21 protein-coding genes are annotated in these 25,866 nt (G+C 67.6%); 8 read left to right on the top strand and 13 right to left on the bottom strand.

Features of this window, described 5'->3' with window-relative positions:
- Nucleotides 1–37: 37 nt before the first annotated feature.
- On the bottom strand, nucleotides 38–727 hold the full coding sequence (locus tag QY917_RS00500) for an RNA pyrophosphohydrolase (RefSeq protein ID WP_011804289.1): 690 nt from the start codon (nucleotides 725–727) through the stop codon (nucleotides 38–40).
- Nucleotides 728–817: 90 nt separating this feature from the next.
- On the opposite strand from QY917_RS00500, the gene QY917_RS00505 reads away from it, so the two are divergent.
- Complete coding sequence (locus QY917_RS00505) at nucleotides 818–2,563, top strand: proline--tRNA ligase (RefSeq protein ID WP_123675056.1); 1,746 nt, start codon at nucleotides 818–820, stop codon at nucleotides 2,561–2,563.
- Nucleotides 2,564–2,583: 20 nt separating this feature from the next.
- Entirely contained in the window at nucleotides 2,584–3,240 is a 657-nt protein-coding gene (locus tag QY917_RS00510; protein ID WP_123675057.1) for a lytic transglycosylase domain-containing protein, read from the top strand.
- Nucleotides 3,241–3,325: 85 nt separating this feature from the next.
- Here QY917_RS00510 and QY917_RS00515 read toward each other — a convergent pair whose 3' ends face one another.
- The 5 genes from QY917_RS00515 to hemA all read right to left on the bottom strand — a co-directional run bounded on the left by QY917_RS00515 (nucleotide 3,326) and on the right by hemA (nucleotide 8,632).
- Complete coding sequence (locus QY917_RS00515) at nucleotides 3,326–4,642, bottom strand: hemolysin family protein (RefSeq protein WP_047349970.1); 1,317 nt, start codon at nucleotides 4,640–4,642, stop codon at nucleotides 3,326–3,328.
- Between the two features lie 178 nt (nucleotides 4,643–4,820).
- The gene (grxD, locus tag QY917_RS00520) at nucleotides 4,821–5,150 is read right to left on the bottom strand and encodes a Grx4 family monothiol glutaredoxin (protein WP_011804293.1); all 330 of its coding nucleotides are present in this window, start codon (nucleotides 5,148–5,150) and stop codon (nucleotides 4,821–4,823) included.
- A 54-nt stretch (nucleotides 5,151–5,204) separates the two neighbouring features.
- Complete coding sequence (gene prmC / locus QY917_RS00525; protein ID WP_123675058.1) at nucleotides 5,205–6,047, bottom strand: peptide chain release factor N(5)-glutamine methyltransferase; 843 nt, start codon at nucleotides 6,045–6,047, stop codon at nucleotides 5,205–5,207.
- Between the two features lie 57 nt (nucleotides 6,048–6,104).
- Nucleotides 6,105–7,208: a peptide chain release factor 1 gene (gene prfA, locus QY917_RS00530; protein WP_123675059.1), complete on the bottom strand. Its 1,104-nt coding sequence runs from the start codon at nucleotides 7,206–7,208 to the stop codon at nucleotides 6,105–6,107.
- Between the two features lie 113 nt (nucleotides 7,209–7,321).
- Entirely contained in the window at nucleotides 7,322–8,632 is a 1,311-nt protein-coding gene (gene hemA / locus QY917_RS00535) for a glutamyl-tRNA reductase (RefSeq protein WP_012655761.1), read from the bottom strand.
- 74 nt (nucleotides 8,633–8,706) lie between these two features.
- Between hemA and QY917_RS00540 the strand changes: the two genes are divergently transcribed.
- Nucleotides 8,707–8,985 (top strand): hypothetical protein, encoded by a 279-nt coding sequence (locus tag QY917_RS00540; RefSeq protein WP_012655762.1) that lies wholly within the window; start codon nucleotides 8,707–8,709, stop codon nucleotides 8,983–8,985.
- A gap of 1 nt (nucleotide 8,986) precedes the next feature.
- On the opposite strand, the gene QY917_RS00545 is transcribed toward QY917_RS00540, so the two are convergent.
- The gene (locus QY917_RS00545) at nucleotides 8,987–9,889 is read right to left on the bottom strand and encodes a LysR substrate-binding domain-containing protein (RefSeq protein WP_123675060.1); all 903 of its coding nucleotides are present in this window, start codon (nucleotides 9,887–9,889) and stop codon (nucleotides 8,987–8,989) included.
- 117 nt (nucleotides 9,890–10,006) lie between these two features.
- On the opposite strand from QY917_RS00545, the gene QY917_RS00550 reads away from it, so the two are divergent.
- On the top strand, nucleotides 10,007–10,993 hold the full coding sequence (locus tag QY917_RS00550; protein WP_123675061.1) for a tripartite tricarboxylate transporter substrate binding protein BugE: 987 nt from the start codon (nucleotides 10,007–10,009) through the stop codon (nucleotides 10,991–10,993).
- Nucleotides 10,994–11,003: 10 nt separating this feature from the next.
- Nucleotides 11,004–11,897 (top strand): N-formylglutamate amidohydrolase, encoded by an 894-nt coding sequence (locus QY917_RS00555; protein WP_103737787.1) that lies wholly within the window; start codon nucleotides 11,004–11,006, stop codon nucleotides 11,895–11,897.
- A 72-nt stretch (nucleotides 11,898–11,969) separates the two neighbouring features.
- Here QY917_RS00555 and QY917_RS00560 read toward each other — a convergent pair whose 3' ends face one another.
- The 6 genes from QY917_RS00560 to ugpB all read right to left on the bottom strand — a co-directional run bounded on the left by QY917_RS00560 (nucleotide 11,970) and on the right by ugpB (nucleotide 19,613).
- The gene (locus QY917_RS00560) at nucleotides 11,970–14,492 is read right to left on the bottom strand and encodes a DUF3772 domain-containing protein (RefSeq protein WP_123675062.1); all 2,523 of its coding nucleotides are present in this window, start codon (nucleotides 14,490–14,492) and stop codon (nucleotides 11,970–11,972) included.
- A gap of 98 nt (nucleotides 14,493–14,590) precedes the next feature.
- Complete coding sequence (gene ugpQ / locus QY917_RS00565) at nucleotides 14,591–15,340, bottom strand: glycerophosphodiester phosphodiesterase (RefSeq protein ID WP_011804302.1); 750 nt, start codon at nucleotides 15,338–15,340, stop codon at nucleotides 14,591–14,593.
- A 25-nt stretch (nucleotides 15,341–15,365) separates the two neighbouring features.
- Nucleotides 15,366–16,373, bottom strand: a complete 1,008-nt coding sequence (locus QY917_RS00570) for a sn-glycerol-3-phosphate import ATP-binding protein UgpC (protein WP_123675063.1) — start codon at nucleotides 16,371–16,373, stop codon at nucleotides 15,366–15,368.
- A gap of 63 nt (nucleotides 16,374–16,436) precedes the next feature.
- Complete coding sequence (ugpE, locus tag QY917_RS00575; RefSeq protein ID WP_011804304.1) at nucleotides 16,437–17,285, bottom strand: sn-glycerol-3-phosphate ABC transporter permease UgpE; 849 nt, start codon at nucleotides 17,283–17,285, stop codon at nucleotides 16,437–16,439.
- Between the two features lie 2 nt (nucleotides 17,286–17,287).
- Nucleotides 17,288–18,169, bottom strand: a complete 882-nt coding sequence (ugpA, locus tag QY917_RS00580; protein WP_012655769.1) for a sn-glycerol-3-phosphate ABC transporter permease UgpA — start codon at nucleotides 18,167–18,169, stop codon at nucleotides 17,288–17,290.
- A 130-nt stretch (nucleotides 18,170–18,299) separates the two neighbouring features.
- On the bottom strand, nucleotides 18,300–19,613 hold the full coding sequence (gene ugpB / locus QY917_RS00585) for a sn-glycerol-3-phosphate ABC transporter substrate-binding protein UgpB (protein WP_123675064.1): 1,314 nt from the start codon (nucleotides 19,611–19,613) through the stop codon (nucleotides 18,300–18,302).
- 311 nt (nucleotides 19,614–19,924) lie between these two features.
- On the opposite strand from ugpB, the gene serA reads away from it, so the two are divergent.
- From serA to QY917_RS00600, 3 genes are all read left to right on the top strand, one after another.
- Nucleotides 19,925–21,154: a phosphoglycerate dehydrogenase gene (serA, locus tag QY917_RS00590; protein ID WP_041835901.1), complete on the top strand. Its 1,230-nt coding sequence runs from the start codon at nucleotides 19,925–19,927 to the stop codon at nucleotides 21,152–21,154.
- A 192-nt stretch (nucleotides 21,155–21,346) separates the two neighbouring features.
- Nucleotides 21,347–25,270 carry an FAD/FMN-binding oxidoreductase gene (locus QY917_RS00595; RefSeq protein ID WP_123675065.1) on the top strand — a complete coding sequence of 1,308 codons (3,924 nt, stop codon included), beginning with the start codon at nucleotides 21,347–21,349 and terminating at the stop codon, nucleotides 25,268–25,270.
- Complete coding sequence (locus QY917_RS00600) at nucleotides 25,267–25,758, top strand: HIT family protein (RefSeq protein ID WP_284466119.1); 492 nt, start codon at nucleotides 25,267–25,269, stop codon at nucleotides 25,756–25,758. Before QY917_RS00595 ends, QY917_RS00600 begins: the two co-directional genes overlap by 4 nt.
- Nucleotides 25,759–25,866 lie beyond the last annotated feature (108 nt).

Here is a 25,866-nt window from a genome sequence, read left to right on the forward strand (position 1 = left end):
AGGGTGCGTCTTGCGGACGCGTGCCTTCTTACACACGCTAGGCGTCCAGTGGTTTCTTGGGGACGGGCAGGGTAGGCAGCGCCTCCAACGGCGCTGGCACGCTGTTTTGCGGGTCAGGGTCGAAGCTGGCGCCCGGAGGCAGTTCCATACCGGGCTTGACCAACAGTGAACTGGTACGGGGCAGCGAGGCTTGGCCGCTGCTCTCGTGCTCGCGCGTACGCATGCCGCTGCGCAAATAGCGGTTGCGCTGTTCGTGGCGCGGCAGAAAACGCGCCAGTTCAGTTAGCGCCATCTCATATACGCCTCGCTTGAACTCGACCACCACGTCCAGCGGAACCCAGTAGTCGTTCCAGCGCCAGGCGTCGAACTCTGGATGGTTGGTGGCGCGCAGGTTCAGGTCCCAATCGTGCCCCAGCAATTGCAGCAGGTACCAGATCTGTTTCTGACCCTTGTAGTGTCCGCGTGCATCGCGGCGGATGAACCGGTCTGGCACCTCGTAGCGCAACCAGTCCCGCGTACGGGCAATCACACGCACCTGGGGCGGCAGCAGTCCTACCTCTTCGTGCAGTTCCCTGAACATGGCCTGCTCGGGGGTTTCTCCGCGGTCGATGCCGCCTTGAGGGAACTGCCAGCTATGGGTGCGTATGCGCTTGCCCCAGAATACCTGGTTTCTCTGGTTGAGCAGGATGATGCCGACATTTGGGCGGAATCCGTCCCGGTCGAGCATAATCTAACCCCAAATTTTTAAAACTGCGGTCATTATGCACGCTACCTCGCGTGCGGCAAGCGCACCCGCCCCAGTTGTCAAGCCCGTTCGATGAAAGCTTCCCAATTTTTCATTTCCACCTTGAAAGAGGCGCCTGCCGACGCCGAGGTTGTCAGTCACCAACTCATGATGCGCGCAGGCCTCATCAAGAAGTTGGGTGCCGGGATTTACAACTACATGCCCATGGGCCTGCGCGTGATCCGCAAGGTGGAAGCCATCGTGCGCGAGGAGATGAACCGCGCCGGTGCCGTGGAATGCACCATGCCCGTGGTGCAGCCCGCCGAGCTGTGGCAGGAGACCGGGCGCTTCGACAAGATGGGCCCCGAGTTGCTGCGTATTCACGACCGCCATGGGCGTGACTTCGTGATCCAGCCCACCAGCGAGGAAGTGGTCACTGACATCGCACGCCAGGAACTGCGTAGCTACAAGCAGCTGCCCAAGAACCTCTACCAGATCCAGACCAAGTTCCGCGACGAACGCCGCCCGCGCTTCGGGCTGATGCGCGGGCGCGAATTCATCATGAAGGACGCCTACAGTTTCGACCGGGACCAGGCCGGCGCCAAGGCGAGCTACCAGGTGATGGCGCAGGCCTATCGCCGCATCTTCGACCGCTTCGGCCTGCGCTACCGCGCCGTGGCGGCGGATTCGGGCGCCATCGGCGGCGACTTGAGCGAAGAGTTCCAGGTGATCGCCGCCACGGGTGAGGACGCGATCGTCTACTGCCCCGCCAGCGATTACGCGGCCAACATGGAAAAGGCCGAAGCGCTGGCCCCCGCGGGCGCGCGTCCCGCGGCTAAGCAGCCGCTGACGGTGACACCCACGCCTGGCAAGAGCACCTGCGCGGACGTGGCCGAACTGCTGAGCGTGCCGCTGAGCACTACGGTGAAATCGCTGGTGCTGGCCACGGACGAAACCGATGCGGCGGGCGAGATCATCCGCAGCCAGGTCTGGCTGCTGCTGCTGCGCGGCGACCACGACATGAACGAGATCAAGGTGGCCAAGGTGCCGGGCCTGGACGCGGGTTTCCGCTTTGCCACCGTGGCCGAGATCGGGGACCACTTTGGCTGCAAGCCGGGCTACCTGGGCCCGCTGAACCTGCAGAAGCCGGTGAAGCTGGTGGTGGACCGCGACGTGGCCGTGATGGCCGACTGGATCTGCGGAGCCAACCAGGAAGGTCACCACATCACCGGCGTGAACTGGGGCCGCGACCTGCCGGAGCCCGACATGGTGGCCGACCTGCGCAATGTGGTGGCTGGCGACCTGTCGCCGGACGGCCAAGGGGAACTTGCCATCGAGCGCGGCATCGAAGTCGGCCACGTGTTCTACCTCGGCACCAAGTATTCCAAAGCCATGAATGCCACCTTCCTCGGCGAAGACGGCAAGCCCGCTTTCTTCGAGATGGGCTGCTACGGCATTGGCATCACGCGCCTGCCGGCAGCGGCCATTGAGCAGAACCATGACGAGCGCGGCATCATCTGGCCCGACGCCATCGCCCCGTTCACCGTGGTCATCTGCCCCGTGGGCATGGACCGCAGCGAAGCCGTCAAGGCACAGGCCGAGTCGCTGTACGCCGACCTGCTAGCCGCCGGTGTGGACGTGATCCTGGACGACCGCGGCGAGCGCCCGGGCGCCATGTTTGCCGATTGGGAACTGATTGGTGTGCCCCATCGCGTGACCATTGGCGACAAGAGCCTCAAGGAAGGGCAGGTCGAATACCAGCACCGCCGCGATGCATCTGCCACCAAAGTGGGCGTGGCGGACATCCTGGCGCATGTGAAGGAACGGCTGGCAGCATGAACGCGGCGGGAGGTGGTCCAATGACCGACGAACGGCAGGGCCGGCTGTCGCGCCGCGCCTGCCTGGCTTCGCTGGCGGCGGGGCCGGCTGCATGGCTGGGCGTGGCTGCACCTGCGCATGCGGGGAGCCAGCTGGAGGAGCCGTTGATCGATTCCGTGCGCACCGCGCTCAGCTCCGCCGTGGCAGACCTGGCACCGCCCGAGCCGCTGTTTGCCTCCACCGAGGCACGCCTGCTGTATCTGCGCTGGCTTGGCACCATGAGCGACCGCCTGCGCCGGCGCAAGCCCGAATGGGAAGTGCGCCGCGACTTCCTGCAGACGGTGTGGTACGAGTCCAAGCGCTCGGGGCTGGATGTGTCCCTGGTCATGGGTCTGATCCAGGTGGAGAGCGCATTTCGCAAGTTCGCCGTCTCTCCGGTGGGCGCGCGCGGCTATATGCAGGTGATGCCATTCTGGACCCGCGTGATCGGTGACGGCGACCCGGGCAAGCTGTTCCACATGCAGACCAACCTGCGCTTTGGCTGCGTGATCCTGCGCCACTACCTCGACCGCGAGCGGGGCGACCTGTACATGGCGCTGGGCCGCTACAACGGCAGCCGGGGCAAGGCGCCGTATCCGAGCGCCGTGTTCGCAGCGCAGCGCAACTGGTTCTTCCAGGAACGTACTTCGGACGCCTGATCTGCCGTCGGCCAGCGTGCCATACCGCGTCTTGCGGATGGCCACACACGCCGGCTGGTGCTGCCCTTGTCAGCAGCGCCGCCCCTTATTCAACGGGCAGCACTGGTTTGGACGCGCCTTCCAGCCTTGACACCATCACCTGGTCGATGCGATAGCTGTCCACGTCCAGCACTTCGAACTTGTAGCCCCCGAAGGTCACGCTGTCGGTGCGGCGCGGCACCCGGCGCAGCATCACCATCAGAAAGCCCGCCAGGGTCTCGTACTCATCGGCGTGCGGCAGCTCGTCCAGGCCCAGGGCGTGCAGCACGTCGGACACGGGCGTGGTGCCGTCGATGAGCCAGGAATTCTCGTCGCGACGCACGATCTGCTCCTCATCCGCCGGGCCCACCAGGTCACCCATCACCGTGCTCATCACATCGTTGAGTGTGACCACGCCCACGACCAGGCTGTATTCGTTGACGATGACGGCGAAGTCCTCATGCACCTGGCGGAACTGCTCCAGCACTTCGGCCAGCGACAGCCGGTCCGGCACGATGAGCACCTTGCGTACCAGGCCCTCGTCGGCCAGCGAGATGGGCTGGTTGTTCAGCACGCGCTGGAACAGGTCCTTGGCGTCCACGTAGCCGACCACGTGGTCGATGTCGCCTTCGCACACGGGGTAGGTGGAAAACGGCTCGGCCGCAATGCGTGCGCGGATCACCGTGTCGGGATCGTCGCGCAGGAAATAAGCCACGCGGTCGCGCGGCGACATGCTGCTCGCCACGCTGCGCGTGTCCAGCTCGAACACGTTCTCGATCACCTGCTGCTCGCGCGCGGCCAGCACGCCGGCGCGTGCGCCAGCTTCCATCATGGCCAGGATGTCATCGGAGGTGACGCGGTCGTCGCGCAGCGCGTTCATGCCCAGCACGCGGAACAGCAGGTCCGCGCAGCGGCTGTACAGCCATACCACGGGCCGCAACAGTGCCATGGTGGCCTGCATGGGCGCCACCACGCGCAGCGCCAGGCGCTCGGGCTCCGCCATGCCCATGCGTTTGGGGAACAGGTCGGCAAACAGGATGAACAGCGACGTGATGACGGTGAATGACAGCAGGAAACCCGCCGTCTGCGCATGCGAGGCGCCCAGCCACATACCGAAGAAGCCGGAGAAGTGCGGGCTCAAGGTGCCTTCGCCCACGATGCCGCCCAGCACGGCCACGGCGTTCTGGCCGATCTGTACGGCGGTGAAATAGTCGCCCGGGTTTTCCTGCAGCCGCAGCACGCGGTCGGCGCGGTGGTCCCCCTCGTCGGCCAGTTGGCGCAGCCGCAGGCGGCGCGATGCCGCAAGGGAAATCTCGGCCAGCGAGAAGAAGGCACTGGCCCCGATGAGGGCGGTGATGACGATCAGGCTTTCGGACAAAGGCATGGAGCGAGGATGCAATGCCGCGCGCCTGTCGTGCAGCGGGGTGTGCCAAGCACGCAGACACGGGGCCAGGTGCCGCCAAGTGTAGCGGGCCCGCGTGGCGGGGCGCTGCGCGCGCCGGCGGACATAAAAAAACCGCCCGAAGAGGGCGGTTGGTCCATTGGCGGCAGGACGCGGCGCTTCAGGCGGCGTCGCCGGTGCCCAGCACCTGCTGCAGTTCACCGGACTCGTACATCTCCATCATGATGTCCGAGCCACCGATGAACTCGCCCTTCACGTAGAGCTGGGGGATGGTGGGCCAGTGGCTGTAGTCCTTGATGCCCTGGCGGATTTCCTGGTCATCCAGCACGTTCACGGTGGCGATATTCTTGGGGTCCACGCCGCAGGCCTTGAGGATCTGCACGGCGCGGCCCGAGAAGCCGCACATCGGAAAGCTGGCGTTGCCTTTCATGAACAGCAGAATGTCGTTGGTCTTGACCAGTTGGTCGATGCGTTGCTGGACGTCGCTCATGGGGTTCTCCTGAAGGGGGGCGCCCTGGGGCAGGGCGGCGATGGGGGGATTATTTCACTGCGGGGCGCCGCCGGGCATTGACCCGCCGGAGCATCGGGCTATGCCGGCCAGATCGTGGCGGCTTTGCACCTGGTCAAAGCCTGCGTCGCGCAGCAGTGTTTGCACGGCCTCGGCCTGGTCCCACCCATGCTCCAGCAGCAGCCAGCCGCCGGGCGCCAGCCGCGCAGGCGCCTGCGCCACGATGGTGCGGATGTCCTCCAGGCCGTCGGCGCCGCTGGCCAGCGCGGACAGCGGCTCATGGGTGAGCGCGGCCAGGTGCGGGTCCTGCGCGGGGATGTAGGGCGGATTGCTGACGATGGCATCGAACGGACCATCCACCCCATGCAGCCAGTTGCCTTGGATGAAGCGCACGGGCAGGCCCAACTGCCCGGCATTGGCGCGGGCGACGGCCAGCGCGCCGGCGCTGGCGTCCACGGCCAGCACCTGGGCATCGGGGCGCTCATGCTGCAGCGCCAGGGCGATGGCCCCGCTGCCGGTGCCCAGATCGGCCACGCGCGGCGCGGCGCGCGTGGCCAGCACCTCCAGCGCCCACGCCACCAGTGTCTCGGTGTCCGGGCGCGGGTCCAGCACGCGCGCGTCCACGGACAGCGGCAGGCCCCAGAACTCTTTGCGCCCAAGAAGGTAGGCCACGGGTTCTCCCTTGGCCCGGCGCGCGCGCAGCGCGGCGTACTGTTCCATGGCCGCCGCGGGCAGCGTGTCGCCGTCGTGCGCCAGCAGCCAGGCGCGGTCGGTCGGCGCGCGCCCCAGCACATGCAGCAGCAGCATCTGCGCGTCGATGCGCCCCAGCCCTGCGGCTTGGGCCTGGGCCAACGCCTGGGCCAGCGTGATTGAAGGCATAGGTGCTTCTCTATGGATAGCTGTTGGCGCTTGCTGTGTGGGCGCTAGAGTCCAAAATCACTCCAAACCCAGTTCGGCCAGCAGTTCGGCTTCACGCGCATGCTGCAGGGCCTGCAGCACCTCGCCCAGGTCACCTTCCATGATGGCCAGCAGCTTGTACAGCGTGAGGTTGATGCGGTGGTCGGTGAGGCGCCCCTGCGGAAAGTTGTAGGTGCGGATGCGGTCGCTGCGGTCGCCGCTGCCGATCAGCCCCTTGCGCAGCGCGGCCTCCTTGGCGGCGCGCTCGCTGCGTTCCTTTTCCTGGATGCGCGCCTGCAGCACCTGCAGCGCCTTGGCCTTGTTGCTGTGCTGGCTGCGCCCGTCCTGGCATTCGGCCACGATGCCGGTGGGAAGGTGCACCACGCGCACGGCCGAGTCGGTCTTGTTGATGTGCTGGCCGCCCGCGCCGCTGGCGCGGAAGGTGTCGATGCGCAGGTCCGCCGGGTTCAGCGTGATGGCCTGGTGCTCGTCGGGCTCGGGCATCACCGCCACGGTGCAGGCGCTGGTGTGGATGCGGCCCTGCGTCTCGGTGGCGGGCACGCGCTGCACGCGGTGGCCTCCGGATTCGAACTTGAGTGCGCCGTACACACCGCTACCGGAAGGGCCCGTACCGGGCTGGCCCTCGATGCGCAGCACCACTTCCTTGTAGCCGCCGATCTCGCTCTCGTTGGCGCTCATGACCTCGACCTTCCAGCCCACGGTGGCGGCGTAGCGCGTGTACATGCGCGCCAGGTCGCCCGCGAACAGGGCGGATTCGTCGCCGCCCGTGCCAGCGCGGATTTCGATGAAGGCGTTGCGCTCGTCGTCGGGGTCTTTGGGCAGCAGCAGGCGCTGCAGCTCGTCCTCCAACTGCACCAGTTCGGTCTCTGCGGCGTGGATTTCCTCCTGCGCCATCTCGGCCATGTCGGGGTCTTGCAGCATCTCCCGCGCGCCGGCCAGGTCGGCCTCGCGCTGCTGGTAGCGGGCGTAGCGGCCCGCGACCTGGGTGACCTCGGCGTGCTCGCGCGAGATGCTGCGGTACTGCTGCATGTCCGCCATGATGTCTTCGCGCGAGAGCAAGAAGTCGAGTTCCTGCAGGCGTTGCGCGTAGCGTTCCAGCTGGCTGCGGAGAAAGGGTTTCATCAAGGGGTGTGAAAGAAGGGTTTTGCTACCAGTTTGGTAGCTGCTTGCGCTTGTCTGGTAAGCGCGGTAGGCCGATGGGGCTTATGAAATCAGGGGTGCGCGAGCGAGCGCCGCTACAGCCCGTTTTTGCTGTGCGAGCGCAGGAACAGGCGCGAGACGGCCTGTGCGGTCTGGGCGCGCGCTTCGGCATCGCCCGCGCGCAGCTCGGCCATGGTGCCGTGCAGCATCTTTTGCGTGAGGCCGCGCGACAGCGCCTCAAGCACGGTCTCGATGTCCTCGCCCTTGGCCAGGCGCTTCTTGGCGCGGGCGATCTCCAGGGCGCGCCATTCGTCGGCCTGGGAGTTGAGTTGCTGGATCAGCGGCACCACGCCGCCGTTCTGCGCGGCGGGGCTGCGCAGCTCCATCCAGTGCACGAAGCTCTGCACGCCCGCGTCGATGATGGCCTCGGCCTGCGCCACGGCGGCCTGGCGATGCGCCTGTGCCGTCTGTACCACGCTGGCCAGGTCGTCCACGGTGTACAGGTACACGTCTTCGAGCTGCTTGACCTCGGGCTCGATGTCGCGCGGCACGGCCAGGTCCACCATGAAGATGGGACGGTGGCGGCGCTTTTTCAGCGCGCGCTCCACGGCGCCCAGGCCAATGATGGGCAGCGTGCTCGCGGTGCAGCTGATGACCGCGTCGAACTCGTGCAGGTGATCGGGCAGGTCGGCCAGGCGCATGACCTCGCCGCCAAAGCGCGTGGCGAGCTTTTCGCCGCGCTCCAGCGTGCGGTTGGCGATCGTGATCTGCTGGGGCGTCTTGGCCGCGAAGTGCGTGGTGCACAGCTCGATCATCTCGCCCGCGCCCACGAACAGCACGCGGATCTTCGTCAGGTCTTCGAACAACTGGCCGGCCAGCCGCACGGCCGCGGCGGCCATGCTGATGCTGTGCGCGCCGATGTCGGTGCTGGTACGCACCTCCTTGGCCACGGCAAAGCTGCGCTGAAAGAGCTGGTTGAGCGTGGTGCCGAGCGCTCCTGCGCCTTCAGCGGCGCGCACGGCGTCCTTCATCTGGCCGAGGATCTGGGCCTCGCCCAGCACCATGGAATCAAGCCCGCTGGCCACGCGGAAGGCGTGGCGGGCGACGAGGCCGTTTTCCAGGCTGTAGGAGTGCGAACGCAGCAGCGCGGGGCTCACGCCGCCGCTGTGGGCCAGCCAGTCCAGCGTGTGGTCCAGCGCCGGGGCCTCGGCTGCGCAGTAGATCTCGGTGCGGTTGCAGGTGGAGATGATGGCCGTCTCCACGCCCGGGTGGCGGCCCGAGGCGCTGGACAGCGAATCGCGCAGCCCGTGCAGCGTGGGCGCGATCTGGTCCAGGGCGAACGCGAACCGGCCCCGCAGATCGAGCGGAGCGGTGTGGTGGTTGATGCCGAGGGCCCAGACTGCCATGGGGTGGGATTATAAAATCCGCCGCGCACTCAGGCAGGCCACCGCGCCAATGGCTTGATCTGCATCATGACTCCATGGACCTGCTGCTCGCCCTCAACCATCTGCTGAACTTCACCGCACCCGCGCTGGCGGTCGCCGTGCTGCTGGTGGCATGCAGCCACGTCTTTATGCGAAAACTGGCCAGAGCGCACGGCTGGATTGCGCCAATAGCTATCAACTTTGTAGTGGGGTGTTGCGTCCTCGTGGCGGGGTTGGTGCTGCTGGGGCGCGACGGCCGCATGGCCACCTACGCCGGCTTGGCGGCGGCCTGCGCCACCAGTCAGTGGTTGCTGCTGCGCGCCTGGCGCGGCTGATTCAACTCCCGCCCTGTCCGCACGCCTGCGCCAGCAGCCAGCCGCGCAGGTCGTCCAGGGCCGGATTGGGCGCGCGCCCCGTCGGAATGCACAGGTGGTAGCCGCGGTCCAGCAGCACGGGGTGGTCGATGGCGATGGCAATGCGCCCGGCGGCCAGCTCCGGCTCCACCAGCGCGCGCTGCACCACCGCCACGCCCAGGCCGGCGATCACCGCCTGCACCAGCAGCGACACCAGCTCGAAGTCCGCCGCCGGCGTGAGCGGCCCGTGGACACAGCCCACACCGGCGAACCAGTGCGCCCAGTTGTCCGGGTAGTTCGTGTGGAACAGCAGCGGCCGCGCGAGCAGGTCGGCCGGTGCGCGGATGGCCTGGGGCCCCTGTAGATCGGCCGGGCGGCAGATGGGTACCAGCTCGCGCCCCACCAGGTAGTCGGCCGCGATGCCCGCAGGCCAGTCGGCGCGGCCCACGCGGATCCAGGCATCGATCTCGGGCGCGCTCAAAGGGTCGTCGCGCCGGTAGGGTGCGAACGACAGTGCGATGCCGGGGTGGCGCGCGTGGAAATCGGGCAGGCGCGGGATCAGCCAGTGGCTGAACAGCGTGGGCGCCACCGACAGGCGCAACTGGCGCGGGTTACGCCGCGTGCGCACGGCCAGCGTGGCGGATTCGATGGTGGCGATCGACGGGCCCACGGCCTGCAGGTAGTCGGCCCCCGCGCGCGTGAGCACGCTGCGCCGGCCCTCGCGCGCGAACAGCGCCACGCCCAGGTGCTCCTCCAGCCGGGCGATGGCGCGGCTGATGGCGCCCTGGGTCACGCTGAGTTCATCGGCCGCCTGCGAGAAGCTGCCCAGCCGCGCCGCGACGGCAAAGGCGTGCAGTTCGGGCAGTGACGGCGAGTGGATGCGCATGGGCGGTCGATTGATGAGTGTTGGTAATGGATTGCCGCCATTTTGTCGCTTTTCGTAAACGCGGGGGCGCTCAAGAATGGGGCTGCCCCCATTCATTCAAATACCGAGGAGATCCCCATGGCACTGCGCCGCACCCTGCTGTCCACTCTGGCCGCCTGCGCCGCCGCTGCGGCCTTCGCACCCCTGGCGCACGCCCAGGCGGGCGACTACCCCAACCGCCCCATCAAGCTGATCGTGCCGTTCGCGCCCGGCGGCTCCACCGACATGGTGGCCCGCCTGCTGGCCGACAAGATGGGCCCCATCCTGGGCAAGGCCGTGGTGGTGGACAACAAGGGCGGAGCCGGCGGCTCCATCGGCGCCGACGCCATCGCCAAGGCGGCACCGGACGGCTACACCATCGGCATGGCCACGGTGAGCACCCACGGCGCCAACCCCGCCATCTACGCCAAGCTGCCGTATGACGCGGTGAAGGACTTCGCCCCCATCACCAACGTGATGAGCGTGCCCAGCGTCTTCGTGGTGCACCCCAGCGTGCCCGCCAAGACCATGCAGGAGTTCGTGGCGCTGGCCAAGGCCAACCCCGGCAAGTACACCTTCGCCTCGCCGGGCACGGGCTCGCTGGGGCATGCCAACATCGAGAACTTCATGAACCTGGCGGGCATCGACCTGCTGCACATCCCCTACAAGGGCGCGGGCCAGGCCGCGACCGATGCGCTGGCGGGCCAGGTCAACGCGATGACGGACAACCTGCCCTCCACGCTGGCCAACATCCAGTCGGGCAAGCTGCGCCCGCTGGCCGTGCTGGCCTTGAAGCGCAGCCCCGTGCTGCCCGGCGTGCCCACCTACACCGAGTTGGGCTACGCCGGCATGGGTGACGGCGGGTGGTTCGGCCTGGTGGCGCCCGCGGGCACGCCCAAGGAGATCATCGCCAAGCTGAACGCCGCCGCGCACAAGGCCATGGCCCAGCCCGACTACCTGGAGAAGCAAAAGAGCATCTCCGGCGAGTCCATGGCCAACACGCCCGAGCAGTTTGCCAAGCAGATCGACGCCGCCATCGCGCGCTACACGGCCGTGGCCAAGCGCGCCAACATCAAGCTGGACTGATGGTGCGCCTTTGACAGCGTTGCATGACGACCTGAGCCCCCGGCCGGACACCCCGGTCGAGGTCTGGCAACCCACGGGGCAGCCGCTGCCGCTGGTGTGCGACTCGCCCCACAGCGGCACGGCCTACCCCGACGATTTCGGCCACGCCGTGCCGCTGGCGCTGCTGCGTCGCGGCGAGGACACGCACGTGCACCGCCTCTGGCATACCGCGCCCGCGCACGGTGCCACGCTGATCGCCGCGACCTTCCCGCGCACTTACATCGACGTGAACCGGGCTGACAACGACCTGGACCCCGCGCAGATCGACGGCGCGTGGCCCGTGCCGCTCGCACCCGGCCCCAAGACGCGCCAGGGCCTGGGCCTGGTCTGGCAGCAGATCAGCAAGGACGGCGTGGCCACGCCGCTGTATGCGCGTGCGCGCACGGTGGCCGAGGTGCAGCGGCGCATCGAGGGCTACTGGCGCCCCTACCATGCGCAGCTGCAGCAGGCGATCGACGCGAGCGTGCAGCGCTTTGGCCGCGTGTGGCACCTGAATTTGCATTCGATGCCCAATGACGTGTACCGGCGCCTGGGCCGCACGGACGCGCCGCCGCTGGCCGACTTCGTGCTGGGCGACCGCGACGGCACCACCTGCGCGCCCGAGTTCGTGCACCTGATCGCCGAGCAGCTGCGCGGCTTTGGCTACAGCGTGGCGCTGAACGAGCCCTACAAGGGCGTGGAGCTGATCGGCCGCATCGGCCAGCCGCACCTGGGGCGCCACAGCCTGCAGATCGAGATCCGCCGCCCGGTGTACATGGACGAGGACACGCGTGCGCCCAACGCCGGCTTTGCACCGCTGCAGCAGCACCTGGACCAGTTGCTGGGAGTGGTGGCGGGCTATGTGCGGTCGCAGCTGTCGGTTTGAAGAAAAATTGGCCTGTAGCGCTTGTCTGATAAGCGCTAGCAGCTATTGAAACAGGAGCGAATCAGGCGCCGTTCAGACGCGCTCCGACAGCGGCGGCGCCTCCTGGGCGGCGTCGCGCGGCGCCTGCGCCACCGAGGTGGTGGCCGGCGGCGACAGCGACAGGCCCGCATCGCGCAACGCCTCCAAAATGGCGAACAACACGTCGCTGCGCACGCCTCCCGCGTTGCGCGGGCTGCTCACGTAGCCGATCGCCAGGAAGGTGAGCGTGCCGCTCTGGATGCCTTCCAGCGTCACCGATGGCGCGGGGCTCTCCAGGATGTCCTCGTGCGCATGAAAGGCCTGCAGGATCAGCTCGCGCATGCGCCGCGCGTCGGTGTCCAGCGGTGCGGGCAGGCGCAGCAGCACCCGGCCCTGGGCGCTGCCCAGCGTCATGTTGCGCACGGTCTTGGTGATGAATTCCGAGTTGGGCACGATCACCGTGGAGCGGTCGCCCAGCTGGATCTCGGTGGCGCGCACGTTCACGCGGCGCACGTCGCCCTCGGTGTCGCCCAGCACCACCCAGTCGCCCACCTTCACCGGCCGCTCGGCCAGCAGGATCAGGCCCGAGATGAAGTTCTGCACGATGGCCTGCAGGCCGAAGCCGATCCCCACCGACAGCGCGCTCGCCACCCAGGCGATGCGCTCCACGCTGATGCCCAGGCCCGCCAGCGCCACGGCGATCACCACCACGCCGCCCACGTAGCCCAGCAGCGTGACGATGGAGCTGCGCATGCCCGGCTCCAGCGATGTGTGGGGGAAGTAGCGGTCGCTGAGCCAGCGCTTGACGATGCGTATCGCCAGGAAGCCCGCGCAGATCACCGCCAGCGCCGTGAGCAGTGCCTGGGGCGCCAGCGTGAAGTCGCCGATCTGCAGGCTGTGGTCCAGCTTGCTGCCGCGGCGGAACAGCTCGTCCGGGTTGGTGCCCAGCGGCGCCATCAGCGCGATCGCCATGTAGAAGAACAGCGCCACACGCAGCACGCCGGCCAGCAGCACCGCGGCCTGGTCCAGCAACTGGGCGTCGATGGCCAGCGCGGCGTGGATGCGCGCGCCCAGGCCGCCGTGGGAGGAGAGCAACGCGTCGCACAGGTCGTCCACCAACTGCATCAGCAGATAGGTGGTGGCAAACACCACGCCCGACCACACCATCTGCCGCGCCAGCGTGCCGCCCAGCGCCACGAAGCCCAGCACCACGGCCAGTGCGGCCGCGGCCGCGGCAAGGCCTGCGCTGGCCAGGATCAGCCCCACCCAGAGGGGGCGGCCCGCCTTCTCCGCGGGCGCCGCGTCGGTGGCGCCATCGGCCGCGTCCGCTGCCTGGGGCGTTGCCCGCAGCCGGCCCAGCGCGACGGCCACCGTCACCGACAGCAACACCGCGGACACGGCGTGCACCAGCACTTCGGCCGCCAGGCTGGCGCCCACGATGGCGTTGACCTGTGTGACCAGCCCGCCCAGCGCCGACAGTGCCGCGATCCACCACGGGAAGGGGCTGAGCCGGCGGGCGAGCGCGTCGGAGATGGGCAGCAGCCGCCAGGAGCTGCGCCGGCGCGACAGCAGTGCGTGCCCCAGCGTGATAACGAAGGTGGCGTAGGCCGCGGCACGCAGGCTGGCCTGCTGCACCGCGCGCACGTCCTCGTCCAGCACGCCGCCGAGCTTGACCCCGCTCCACGCGAGTTGCAGCGCAGCGCTGACGATCAGCACGTTCGCCACCACCGCCGCCGCCGCCAGCAGCGTGCGCCGCAGCCGGGTGGCCGGCAGCCGCGCGGGCAGCGCGCGCACCAGCACACGCTCCGCCAGCCAGGTGCCCCCCACGGCCAGGGCGACGGCCAGGGCCAGGTAACCCAGGAAGGTGCCGCGGCGCGGCGAGTCCAGCGTGGCCTGCACGGCGCGGCGCAGGTTGGCGCCCAGCGCCTGCAGCCGCGCACTGTCGCCGGGCGCGGCGTAGCGCAGGCTGCGCCAGAAGGCGGGGGCCAGTGGCGAATCGACCCGCGTCGTGAGGGCCGCCTGGAACAGTGCGCGCCGCTGGCGCCCGATCTCCGCGCTGCGCTGCTCGGCATCCACGGCCACCAGGCGGGCGAGCTTGAGTTCCGCATCGATCACGCCGCGCTGCTTGTTCAGCGCGGTGCGCTGCTCGGCCACGTCGGGCGCATCCGCCGGCGCGCCCTTTTCGGGCGTGGGGCCCAGGCCTTCCAGGCGGCGGTCCAGGTCCGCCAGGTCGCTGGTGCGCTGGGCGACCACGCGCTCGGCCGCGGTGCCGATGGCGGCCACCTCGGTCAGCAGCTTGCGGCCGTCGTCCTCCTCGCCGAGCTTTGCGGGAATGGCGTCGAGCTGCTTGCGCAGTTCGTCCACCGAGGGCAGGGGGGCGTTGTCCTCACCCAGCGTGTCCACCGCGCTGGCCGCGGCGGAGGCGGGGGCCGCAGCGGGCCGGGTCTGGGCAAGGGCGGGCGTGCCGCCCAGCCACAGGCAGCAGGCCAGTACCAACCACTGCCAAAGGTGGCGTGCGCTCTGCGGGGGGAGACGGCGGCGCAGCGGGCGCGCGCCGGTGCGGGGAAGGCAATGCATGCGCGCATTGTCCGCTGCCGAGCGGCCCCGGCCTTGCCAGACGGCAGCGCGAGCGGCGTGCCCGGCACCGCCCGCCGGCGTGGACGGGTGGCGCCGCGTCAGGCCTCGGCGGGGCTGAACAGGTCCACGCGGTCGGTGATGATGCCGTCGGTGTGCAGCGCCAGCAGCCGCTGGGCGGCCCAGTCGTCGTTCACGGTGTAGCTCAGGGCGCGCATGCCGGCCAGGTGTACCTCGGCCACGGTGGCGGCGCTCCACAGCGCATGGTTGCAGACCACGGCCACGCAGCCCCACTGGCGCGCAGTGTCCAGCCAGCCGTCATGCAGTTGGTCCAGCAGCAGGCCGCGTGGCAGATGCGGCGCGGTCTCGCGCGCGCCGGCCAGCGCCTGCGGTTTGAACGAGGTGAGCAGCGGTGGCACGCTCTGGCCGTGCCACAGGCGTGCCGCCAGCGCGGCCACGGCGCGGCCGGTTTCGGCTTCGGTACCGGGCGTGGGCTTGATCTCGATGTTGAGGAAGTGGCCGTTGGCGATGCACCAGCGCGCCAGGTGCTCCAGCGTGGGCAGCGGCTCGCCCGCGTACGTGCGCGAATGCCAGGCACCGGCGTCCAGCTGGGCCAGCGTGCCCCAGGGCTGATCGCCAGCGGTGCCGTGGCCGTTGGTGGTGCGCTCCAGCGTGGCGTCGTGCAGCAGGAAGGCCACGCCGTCGCTGCTCAGCTTGGCGTCGCACTCGAACATGCGGTAGCCGTGCTGCGCGCCCAGGCGGAAGGCGGCCAGCGTGTTCTCGGGCGCCAGCTTGCCGGCGCCGCGGTGGGCGATCCAGCGGGGGTAGGGCCAGGCGGAAGGTGTCGTCATGCGCGGTGCTCCAGGCGGTCGGGTGCTACAGGCGCTTGCCGGTGCCGGCATCGAAGGTGTGCAGGCGGTGGGCGCGCGGCGTGACGTGGATGGTGTCGCCCGGCTGTGGCGCGGGGGCGCCTTCCTCGATGCGCACGATGAGCTGCTCGTCGCCCACGCGGCCATACACCAGGCGCTCGGCGCCCAGCAGCTCCACCGTCTCTACCTGCACGGCCCAGCCGCCGTCGGCGGTGATGTCCAGGTGCTCGGGGCGGATGCCCAACGTGGTGCCGGTCTGGGCGCCCGGGGCGTGGTTGAGCAGGTTCATCGGCGGCGAGCCGATGAAGCTGGCCACGAAGGTGGAGGCCGGTGTGTGGTAGACCTCCTCGGGCGTGCCGAACTGCTCCATGTTGCCGGCGTTCATGACGATCATGCGCTGCGCGAGCGTCATGGCCTCCACCTGGTCGTGGGTCACGAACAGGCTGGTGATGCCCAGTTCGCGGTGCAGCTTCTGGATTTCGATACGGGTCTGCGCGCGCAGCTTGGCGTCCAGGTTGGACAGCGGCTCGTCGAACAGGAATACCTGGGGCTGGCGCACGATGGCGCGGCCCATGGCCACGCGCTGGCGCTGGCCGCCCGAGAGCTGGCGCGGCTTGCGCTCCAGCAGGTGGCCCAGCTCCAGGATCTTGGCGGCCTTGTCCACGCGCGCCTTGATCTCGTCCTTGGCCACCTTGGCGATCTTCAGGCCGTAGGCCATGTTGTCGAACACGCTCATGTGCGGGTACAGGGCGTAGTTCTGGAACACCATGGCGATGTCGCGCCTGGCGGGCTCCAGGTTGTTGACCACGCGCTCGCCGATGGCGATGGTGCCGCCGGTGATTTCCTCCAGGCCGGCCACCATGCGCAGCAGGGTAGATTTGCCGCAGCCCGAGGGGCCGACGATGACGATGAACTCGCCGTCCCGGATCTCGGCGTTGACGCCGTGGATCACGGGCACGATCTGCTTGCCGCTGCCGTAGTGCTTGACGACGTTGGTGAGGGTAAGGGATGCCATATGTGCTATTTAATCAATAGCTGTTTGCGCTTGAAGGGTGGGCGCTACAGCCGGTTTTGATGTTTATTTCTCGGTGTCGACCAGGCCCTTGACGAACCACTTCTGCATCAGGATCACCACGGCCGTCGGCGGCAGCATGGCAACGATGGCGGTGGCCATCACGATGTTCCAGTCCACGGCGGCCTCGCCGCCGGCCAGCATGCGCTTGATGCCGATCACCACCGGGTACATGTCTTCCGAGGTGGTCATCAGCAGCGGCCACAGGTACTGGTTCCAGCCGTAGATGAACTGGATCACGAACAGCGCCGCGATCGAGGTGCGCGACAGCGGTACCAGCACGTCCTTGAAAAAACGCATGGGCCCGGCGCCGTCGATGCGCGCGGCCTCCACCAGCTCGTCGGGCACTGTCAGGAAGAACTGGCGGAACAGGAATGTGGCGGTGGCCGAGGCGATCAGCGGCAGCGTGAGGCCGGCGTAGCTGTTGAGCAGGCCCAGGTCTGCCACCACCTTGTAGGTGGGCAGGATGCGCACTTCCACCGGCAGCATCAGCGTCACGAAGATGGCCCAGAAGCACAGCATCTTGAACGGGAAGCGGAAGTACACGATGGCGAACGCCGACAGCAGCGAGATGGCGATCTTGCCCACGGTGATGACCATGGCCACCACGAAGCTCACCCACATCATGTGCACCACGTTGGTGTTGGAGCCCAGCTTGCCGGAGCCGAACAGCGCGGCCTGGTAGTTCTCCCACAGGTGGCTGCCCGGCAGCAGCGGCATGGGCGACTGCACGATGGCATCCGCCGTGTGGGTGGAGGCCACCAGCGCCAGGTACAGCGGGAAGGCCACGATGGCCACGCCGAGGACCAGCACGGCGTGCGAGATGAAATTGAGCCAGGGGTTACGGTCGATCATGGTCAGTACTGCACTTTCTTCTCGACGTAGCGGAACTGCACCACGGTGAGCGCGATGACGATCAGCATCAGGATCACGGACTGCGCCGCCGAGCCGCCGAGGTCCAGCGCCTTGAAGCCGTCCTGGTACACCTTGTAGACGAGGATGGACGTGGACTGCCCCGGCCCGCCTTGCGTGGCCGCGTCGATGATGCCGAAGGTGTCAAAGAAGGCGTAAACGATGTTGATCACCAGCAGGAAGAAGGTGGTGGGCGACAAGAGCGGCAGCTGGATGTTCCAGAAGCGCCGCCATGCGCCCGCGCCGTCGATGGAGGCCGCCTCGATCAGCGCCTTCGGAATCGACTGCAGGCCCGCCAGGAAGAACAGGAAGTTGTAGGAGATCTGCTTCCACACCGAGGCGATGACGATCAGCGTCATGGCCTGGTTGTCGTTCATCATGTGGTTCCAGCCGTAGCCCAGCTCACCCAGGTAGTAGGTCACCACGCCGATGGAGGGCGAGAACAGGAACACCCACAGCACGCCCGCGATCACCGGGGCCACGGCATAGGGCACGATGAGCAGGGTCTTGTAGACCATGGCAAAGCGCACGATGCGGTCCGCGAAGATGGCCAGCGCCAGCGACACCACGATGCCGATGCCCGCCACCAGCACCGAGAACAACGCCGTGCGCTGGAAGGATTCCAGATAGGACGGATCGTCGAAAAGCTGCTTGAAATTGTCCAGCCCCACCCACTCGGTGCTCATGCCAAACGCGTCTTCCATCTGGAAGGACTGCAGGATGGCCTGGCCCGCGGGCAGGAAGAAGAAGATGCCGATGATGAGCAACTGCGGGGCGATCAACACCCAGGGCAGCCACGCCGAGCGGAAAAGTACGCGTTTTTCCATGACGTTCACAAACGAGAAAACCGCTGGCGCAAGGCTGCACCAGCGGGAAAAGGAAAAGCGGCCCCCAGGCAGGGGCCGCTGACCGAAGGGGCGTTCATGGGAACGCCTCGCCCGTCACGGATGACAGGGCTTACTTCTTGTACGAGCGCTCGAAGCGCGCCAGCAGTTCGTTGCCGCGGCTCACGATGGAGTCCAGGGCTTCCTTGGCCGTCTTCTTGCCGGCCCAGACCTGCTCGAGTTCTTCGTCCTCGATGGTGCGGATCTGCACGTAGTTGCCCAGGCGGATGCCGCGCGAGTTGTCGGTCACCTTGCGCACCATCTGGTTCACGGCCGTGTCGGTGCCGGGGTGCTTGGCGTAGAAACCGGACTTGTCGGTCAGCTCATACGCACCCATGGTGATGGGCAGGTAGCCCGTGCGCTGGTGGCTGGCGGCCTGCACCTTGGTGTCGGACAGGAACTCGAAGAACTTGGCCACGCCCTTGTATTCGGCGGGCTTCTTGCCGGCCATGACCCACAGCGATGCGCCGCCGATCACGGTGTTCTGCGGTGCACCCTTCACGTCGGGGTAGTAGGGCAGGGGCGCCAGGCCGTAGGCGAACTTGGCGTTCTTGGCCACGTCGCCGTAGAAGCCCGACGACGTCTGGATCATGGCGCACTCACCCGAGGTGAACGACGCCTGGGCCGCCGAGCCGCGGCCCTTGTAGACGAACTCGCCCGCCTTGGCGGCCTGCGACAGGTTGTCGATGTGGCGCACGTGCAGCGGCGAATTGATCTTCATGCGGGCCTTGTAGCCGTTGGGCGACAGGCCGTTCTTCTCGGTGGCGAACTCCACGTTGTGCCAGGCGGAGAACGATTCGAGCTGCGTCCAGCCCATCCAGGCCAGCGTCATGGGGCAGCTGTGGCCGCTGGCCTTGAGCTTCTTGGCAGCCTCGAACACTTCGGGCCAGGTGGCGGGAGCCTTGTCGGTGTTCAGGCCGGCCTTCTTGAAGGCGTCCTTGTTGTAATAAAAGATGGTTGTGGAGCTGTTGAACGGGAAGCTCAGCATCTGGCCGTTGGGGTCGGTGTAGTACGCAGCCACGGCAGGGATGTAGGCGCTGGGGTCGAAGGCAGCGCCCGCGTCCTTCATCACCTTGCCCACGGGTACGGTGGCGCCCTTGCTGGCCATCATCGTGGCCGTACCCACCTCGAACACCTGCAGGACGTGCGGCGCATTGCCCGAGCGGAACGCGGCGATCGCGGCCGTCATGCTTTCGTCATACGTCCCCTTGAAGGTAGGGATGACCTTGTACTCCTTCTGGCTCTCGTTGAACTGCTTGGCCAGGTCATTGACCCACTCGTTGTTGACAGCCGTCATGGAGTGCCACCACTGGATCTCTGTTTGAGCTTGTGCGGCCAGGCTGGTGGCGGCCACTGCGGCGGCCAGCGCCAAGTGTTTGATCTGCATGAATACTCCTCGTTGATAGACGATAGGCAGGAAAGCGGCGATGGTGGTCGCGTTCCGTGACAGGAATGTGTCGTTCTCGCACACTGCAAAAAGCGCAGCAACGGGGTAAACCCCGCGGCGCTTGGGTGACGAATTGTGTCACTGGCATGACGGTGTTGTGACAAACATCCAGCCGCGCTGGGGGCATGCATGGGCCGCCGCGGGCAATCGCATGGATGCCGACAGGGATTTGTGCATTGCACAATGATCCCCTCTCCTGTCCAGCGGCGCGCGCCGCCTGGGTGTTTTCATTTCCTCTCAATTTGCACGCCATGGCCAAGACTTCCCTGGATAAAAGCAAGATCAAGTTCCTGTTGCTGGAGGGCATCCATCCCTCCGCGGTGGAAGTGTTGCGGTCCGCGGGGTATACGCAGGTCGAGGTGCTGGCCGGGGCGCTGGAGGGCGAGGAACTGCGCCGCAAGATCGCCGACGTGCACTTCATTGGCATCCGCTCGCGCACGCAGCTCACGGCGGACGTGTTCGCGCATGCGCACAAGCTCGTGGCCGTGGGGTGCTTTTGCATCGGCACCAACCAGGTAGACCTGAACGCTGCGCGCGAGCGCGGCATCGCCGTGTTCAACGCGCCGTATTCCAACACCCGCTCCGTGGCCGAGCTGGTGCTGGCCGAGGCCATCCTGCTGCTGCGCGGCGTGCCCGAGAAGAACGCCGCGGCCCACCGCGGCGGCTGGCTCAAGAGCGCCACGAACGCCTACGAGATCCGCGGCAAGACGCTGGGCATCGTGGGCTACGGCTCCATCGGCACCCAGCTGTCGGTGCTGGCCGAGGCGCTGGGCATGCACGTGATCTTCCACGACGTGGTGCACAAGCTGCCGCTGGGCAATGCGCGCCAGGTGGGTTCGCTGCACGAGCTGCTGGGCCAGGCCGACATCGTGACCCTGCACGTGCCTGAGCTGCCTTCCACCCAGTGGATGATTGGCGCCGCCGAAATCGCGGCCATGAAGCCGGGCGGCATCCTCATCAACGCCTCGCGCGGCACGGTGGTGGAGATCGACCCCCTGGCCCAGGCGCTGAAGGGCGGCAACTTGCTGGGCGCGGCCGTGGACGTGTTCCCCGTGGAGCCCAAGAGCAACAAGGACGAGTTCGTCTCGCCGCTGCGCGGGCTGGACAACGCCCTCCTCACGCCCCACATCGGCGGCTCCACCATGGAGGCGCAGGCCAACATCGGCTTGGAGGTGGCGGAAAAGCTCGTCAGGTACAGCGACAACGGCACCAGCACCTCGTCGGTCAACTTCCCCGAGGTGGCGCTGCCCGAGCATGCCGGCAAGCACCGCCTGCTGCACGTGCACCACAACGTGCCGGGCGTGCTCTCGCAGATCAACAGCATCCTGTCGGACAACCACATCAACATCGCGGCGCAGTACCTGCAGACCAACGAGAAGATCGGCTACGTGGTGATCGACCTCGACGCGCGCTCGTCCGACCTGGCGCTGGAGAAGCTGGCCCAGGTGCCCGGCACCATCCGCAGCCGCGTGCTGTATTAAATAGCTATTGTTTTAATAGCTGCTTGCGCTGAAAGGACGGGCGCTGGGGCCTGATTTGGCTCTTGCCCGTCCTTGGCCGCCCCGCGCCAGCGGCGGGGCTCTACGGGCAGGACAGTGCGGTAACGGGCACTGGCTTAAAATCCCGACCCCGAGGCACGAGGGCGCCCTGCACGCCCAACCCAGGTTGATCCCATGAATGTTCCGATTGCGCTGGCCGCCCTGCAGACGCAAGGCGCCGAGCCTGCCCGTTTGCGCGAAATTCCGTACAACTACACCTCGTTTTCCGACCGGGAAATCGTGATCCGCCTGCTGGGCGCCTCCGCCTGGGATGTGCTGGACCAGTTGCGCCGCGAGCGCCGCACGGGCCGATCCGCCCGCATGCTGTATGAGGTGCTGGGCGACATCTGGGCCGTGCAGCGCAACCCCTACCTGCAAGACGACCTGCTGCACAACCCCGCCCGGCGCAAGCTGCTGGTGGATGCGCTGCAGCACCGCATGGCCGAGATCGAAAAGCGCCGCCTGCCGCAGGAAGACGCCGAGCGCGACCGCCGCGTGGGCGTGTTGGTGGACGCAGCGCGCCGGGCCATCGACGAGTTCGACGCCACGCTGGTCGAGGCCAGCGACCTGCGCAAGAAGGTGGCGCGCCGCCTGGGCCGCCACACGGCCAAGGACAACATCAAGTTCGACGGCCTGTCGCGCGTGTCGCACGTGACCGATGCGACCGACTGGCGCGTGGAATACCCGTTCGTGGTGCTCACGCCCGACACCGAGGCCGAGATGGCCGCGCTGGTCAAGGCCTGCATCGAGCTGGAGCTGACCATCATCCCGCGTGGGGGCGGCACCGGCTACACGGGGGGCGCGATCCCGCTTACCTGGCGCAGCGCCGTCATCAACACCGAAAAGCTCGAGGCCATGACCGAGGTGCAGATGCGCCGCCTGCCGGGCCTGGACGCCGAGGTGGCCACCATCTGGACCGAGGCCGGCGTGGTCACCCAGCGCGTGGCCGACGCGGCCGAGGCCGCCGGTTTCGTGTTCGCCGTGGACCCGACCAGCGCCGAGGCTTCGTGCGTCGGCGGCAACATCGCCATGAACGCGGGCGGCAAGAAGGCCGTGCTGTGGGGCACGGCGCTGGACAACCTGGCCAGCTGGCGCATGGTGACGCCTGAAGGGCAGTGGCTGGAGGTCACGCGCATCGGGCACAACCTGGGCAAGATCCACGACGCTGAAGTGGCCAGCTTCGAGCTGCAGTACTTCCAGGCCGACGGCAAAACGCCGATCCGCACCGAGCGCCTGGACATCCCGGGCAAGACCTTCCGCAAGGAGGGCCTGGGCAAGGACGTGACAGACAAGTTCCTCAGCGGCCTGCCCGGTGTGCAAAAGGAAGGCACCGACGGCCTGATCACCAGCGCGCGCTGGATCGTGCACCGTATGCCCGAGCACACGCGCACCGTGTGCCTGGAGTTCTTTGGCAACGCCAAGGACGCCGTGCCCAGCATCGTGGAGATCAAGGACTTCATGTTCGCTGAGCAAAAGCGCAGCGGCGTGCTGCTGGCCGGCCTGGAGCACCTGGACGACCGCTACCTGCGCGCCGTGGGCTACACCACCAAGTCCAAGCGCGGCGGACTGCCCAAGATGCTGCTGGTGGGCGACATCGTGGGCGACGACCCTGATGCCGTGGCCCGCGCCACCGCCGAGGTGGTGCGCATCGCCAACAGCCGCAGCGGCGAGGGCTTCACGGCGGTGAGCGCCGAGGCCCGCAAGAAGTTCTGGGCCGACCGCAAGAAGACGGCCGCCATCAGCCGCCACACCAACGCCTTCAAGATCAACGAAGACGTGGTGATCCCGCTGCCGCGCATGGCCGAGTACACCGACGGCATCGAGCGCATCAACATCGAACTCAGCCTGCGCAACAAGATCGAGCTGGCCGACGCGCTGGAGGAGTTCCTCGCGCGCGGCAACCTGCCGCTGGGCAAGCCCGAGGCGGGCGGCGAGCCGCCTTCGCCCGAGCTGCTGGAGGAAAAACTGGCCCTGGCCCTGGCCCTGGTGCGCGAGACGCGCGCGCTCTGGCAGGACTGGCTGCAGCGCGTGGAAGAACTGTTTCCCCAGCTGCAGGACCACCGCCTGCGCGCCAGCTGGAAGACGCAGATCCGCGACCCGCTGCGCAACATCTTCACCGGCAGCGACTTCGAGCCGCTGATGCAGGCGCTGGGCGACGTGCAAAAGCGCGTGCTCAAGGGCCGGGTGTGGGTGGCGCTGCACATGCACGCCGGCGACGGCAACGTGCACACCAACATCCCCGTGCACAGCGACAACTACGCCATGCTGCAGACCGCGCACGAAGCGGTGGCGCGCATCATGGTGCTGGCGCGCAGCCTGGGTGGCGTGATCTCGGGCGAGCACGGCATCGGCATCACCAAGCTGGAGTTTTTGACCGACGAGGAACTGGCGCCGTTCGCCGAGTACAAGCGCAAGGTGGACCCGCAAGGCCGCTTCAACCGCGGTAAGCTGCTACGCAATCAGGAGCTGCTCGCGCAGGACGGGCAAGCACTGCAGGCCCATTTGGCGCATAAAGGCTCGCGCACCTCGCTGATGTTCGCGGACCTGACCAATGCCTACACGCCCAGCTTCGGGCTGATGGGGCACGAGTCGCTGATCATGCAGCAGAGCGACATCGGCGACATCGTTGCCAGCGTGAAGGACTGCCTGCGCTGCGGCAAGTGCAAGCCCGTGTGCTCCACGCACGTGCCGCGTGCCAACCTGCTGTACAGCCCGCGCAACAAGATCCTGGCCACCTCGCTGCTGGCCGAGGCGTTCCTGTACGAAGAGCAGACGCGCCGCGGCGTGTCCATCCGCCACTGGCAGGAATTCGAGGACGTGGCCGACCACTGCACCGTGTGCCACAAGTGCTACTCGCCGTGCCCGGTCAAGATCGACTTCGGCGACGTGACCATGAACATGCGCAACCTGCTGCGCAAGATGGGCAAGAAAAGCTTCCGCCCCGGCAACAAGATGGCCATGGCGATGCTCAACGCCACCAACCCCGACACCATCAAGCTGCTGCGCGCGGGCATGGTCAACGTGGGCTTCAAGGCCCAGCGCATGGCCGTGGACGTGCTGCGCAGCGTGAGCCGCAAGCAGACCGCGCACCCGCCCGCCACCGTGGGCACGGCGCCGGTCAAGGAGCAGGTGATCCACTTCGTGAACAAGAAGCTGCCCGGTGGCCTGCCCACCAAGACGGCGCGCGCGCTGCTGGACATCGAGGACAAGGACTACGTGCCCATCATCCGTAACCCGGCCGCCACCTCGGCCGACACGGAGGCGGTGTTCTACTTCCCCGGCTGCGGGTCGGAGCGCCTGTTCAGCCAGGTGGGGCTGGCCACGCAGGCCATGCTCTGGCACGCCGGCGTGCAGACCGTGCTGCCGCCGGGCTACCTGTGCTGCGGCTATCCGCAGCGCGGCAGCGGCCAGTTCGACAAGGCCGAGAAGATGATCACCGACAACCGGGTGCTGTTCCACCGCGTGGCCACCACGCTGAACTACCTGGACATCAAGACGGTGGTGGTGTCGTGCGGCACCTGCTACGACCAGCTGCAGGGTTACCAGTTCGACAAGATCTTCCCGGGCAGCCGCATCATCGACATCCACGAATACCTGCTGGAAAAGGGCATCACCCTGCCCGCGGGGCAGGGCGGCTACCTGTACCACGAGCCCTGCCACAACCCGATGAAGCAGGGCGACTCGATGAAGACCGTGCGCGCCCTGGTGGGCGACAAGGTGCTCAAGAGCGACCGCTGCTGCGGCGAGTCGGGCACGCTGGGCGTGACGCGCCCCGATGTTTCCACCCAGGTGCGCTTTCGCAAGACCGAGGAAATCCGCAAGGGCGAGGCGGCCTTGCGTTCCAGCGGCGCGGTGGGCGCGCAGGACAACATCAAGATCCTGACCAGCTGCCCCAGCTGCCTGCAGGGCATCTCGCGCTACCAGGACGACCTGTCCACCGGCCTGCTGGAAGCCGATTACATCGTCATCGAGATGGCCAAGCAGATCCTCGGCGAGAACTGGCTGCCCGAGTATGTGCAACGCGCCAACGCCGGCGGCATCGAGCGGGTGTTGGTATGAGCCAGGCCGCCATGCCCGGCATGTCCGCGCCTTCCACGGGTGGCGCTGGCGCGTGCCCCCTGTGTGACTCCGACGCGGGTGCGTTGGTCTGGCGCGGCGCCAAGCTGCGCGTGATCCATGCGCAGGAGGCCGGCTTTCCGGCCTTCTACCGCGTGATCTGGGCGGACCATGTGGCGGAGTTCTCGGACCTCTCCCCCGCCGACCGCCAGCACTGCATGGAGGCCATGACGCTGGTAGAGCAGGCGCTGCGCGAGCAACTGGCGCCGGCCAAGATCAACCTGGCCAGCCTGGGCAACGTGGTGCCGCACCTGCACTGGCACGTGATCGCGCGCTACGAGTGGGACAGCCACTTCCCCGCACCCGTCTGGGCGCACCCCCAGCGCGAGTGCGACACCGCGCGCGAGACGCTGGTGGCCGAGCGCTTGCCCGCACTGCACGCGCTGATGCGCGAGCGCCTGGAGCGCTGGGCCGACCTGGGTGAGCAGTGATGCTCATCAATTGATAGCTGCCAGCGCTTTCCCCTTGGGCGCTGGGGGCTGATTTGGCTCGCATCGCGCCGCCTTGGCTCCGGCGGCGGACAATAGCGGTAGGGCGGC

This window comes from Diaphorobacter sp. C33, from assembly GCF_030503915.1.
Taxonomy (GTDB): domain Bacteria; phylum Pseudomonadota; class Gammaproteobacteria; order Burkholderiales; family Burkholderiaceae_C; genus Diaphorobacter; species Diaphorobacter nitroreducens.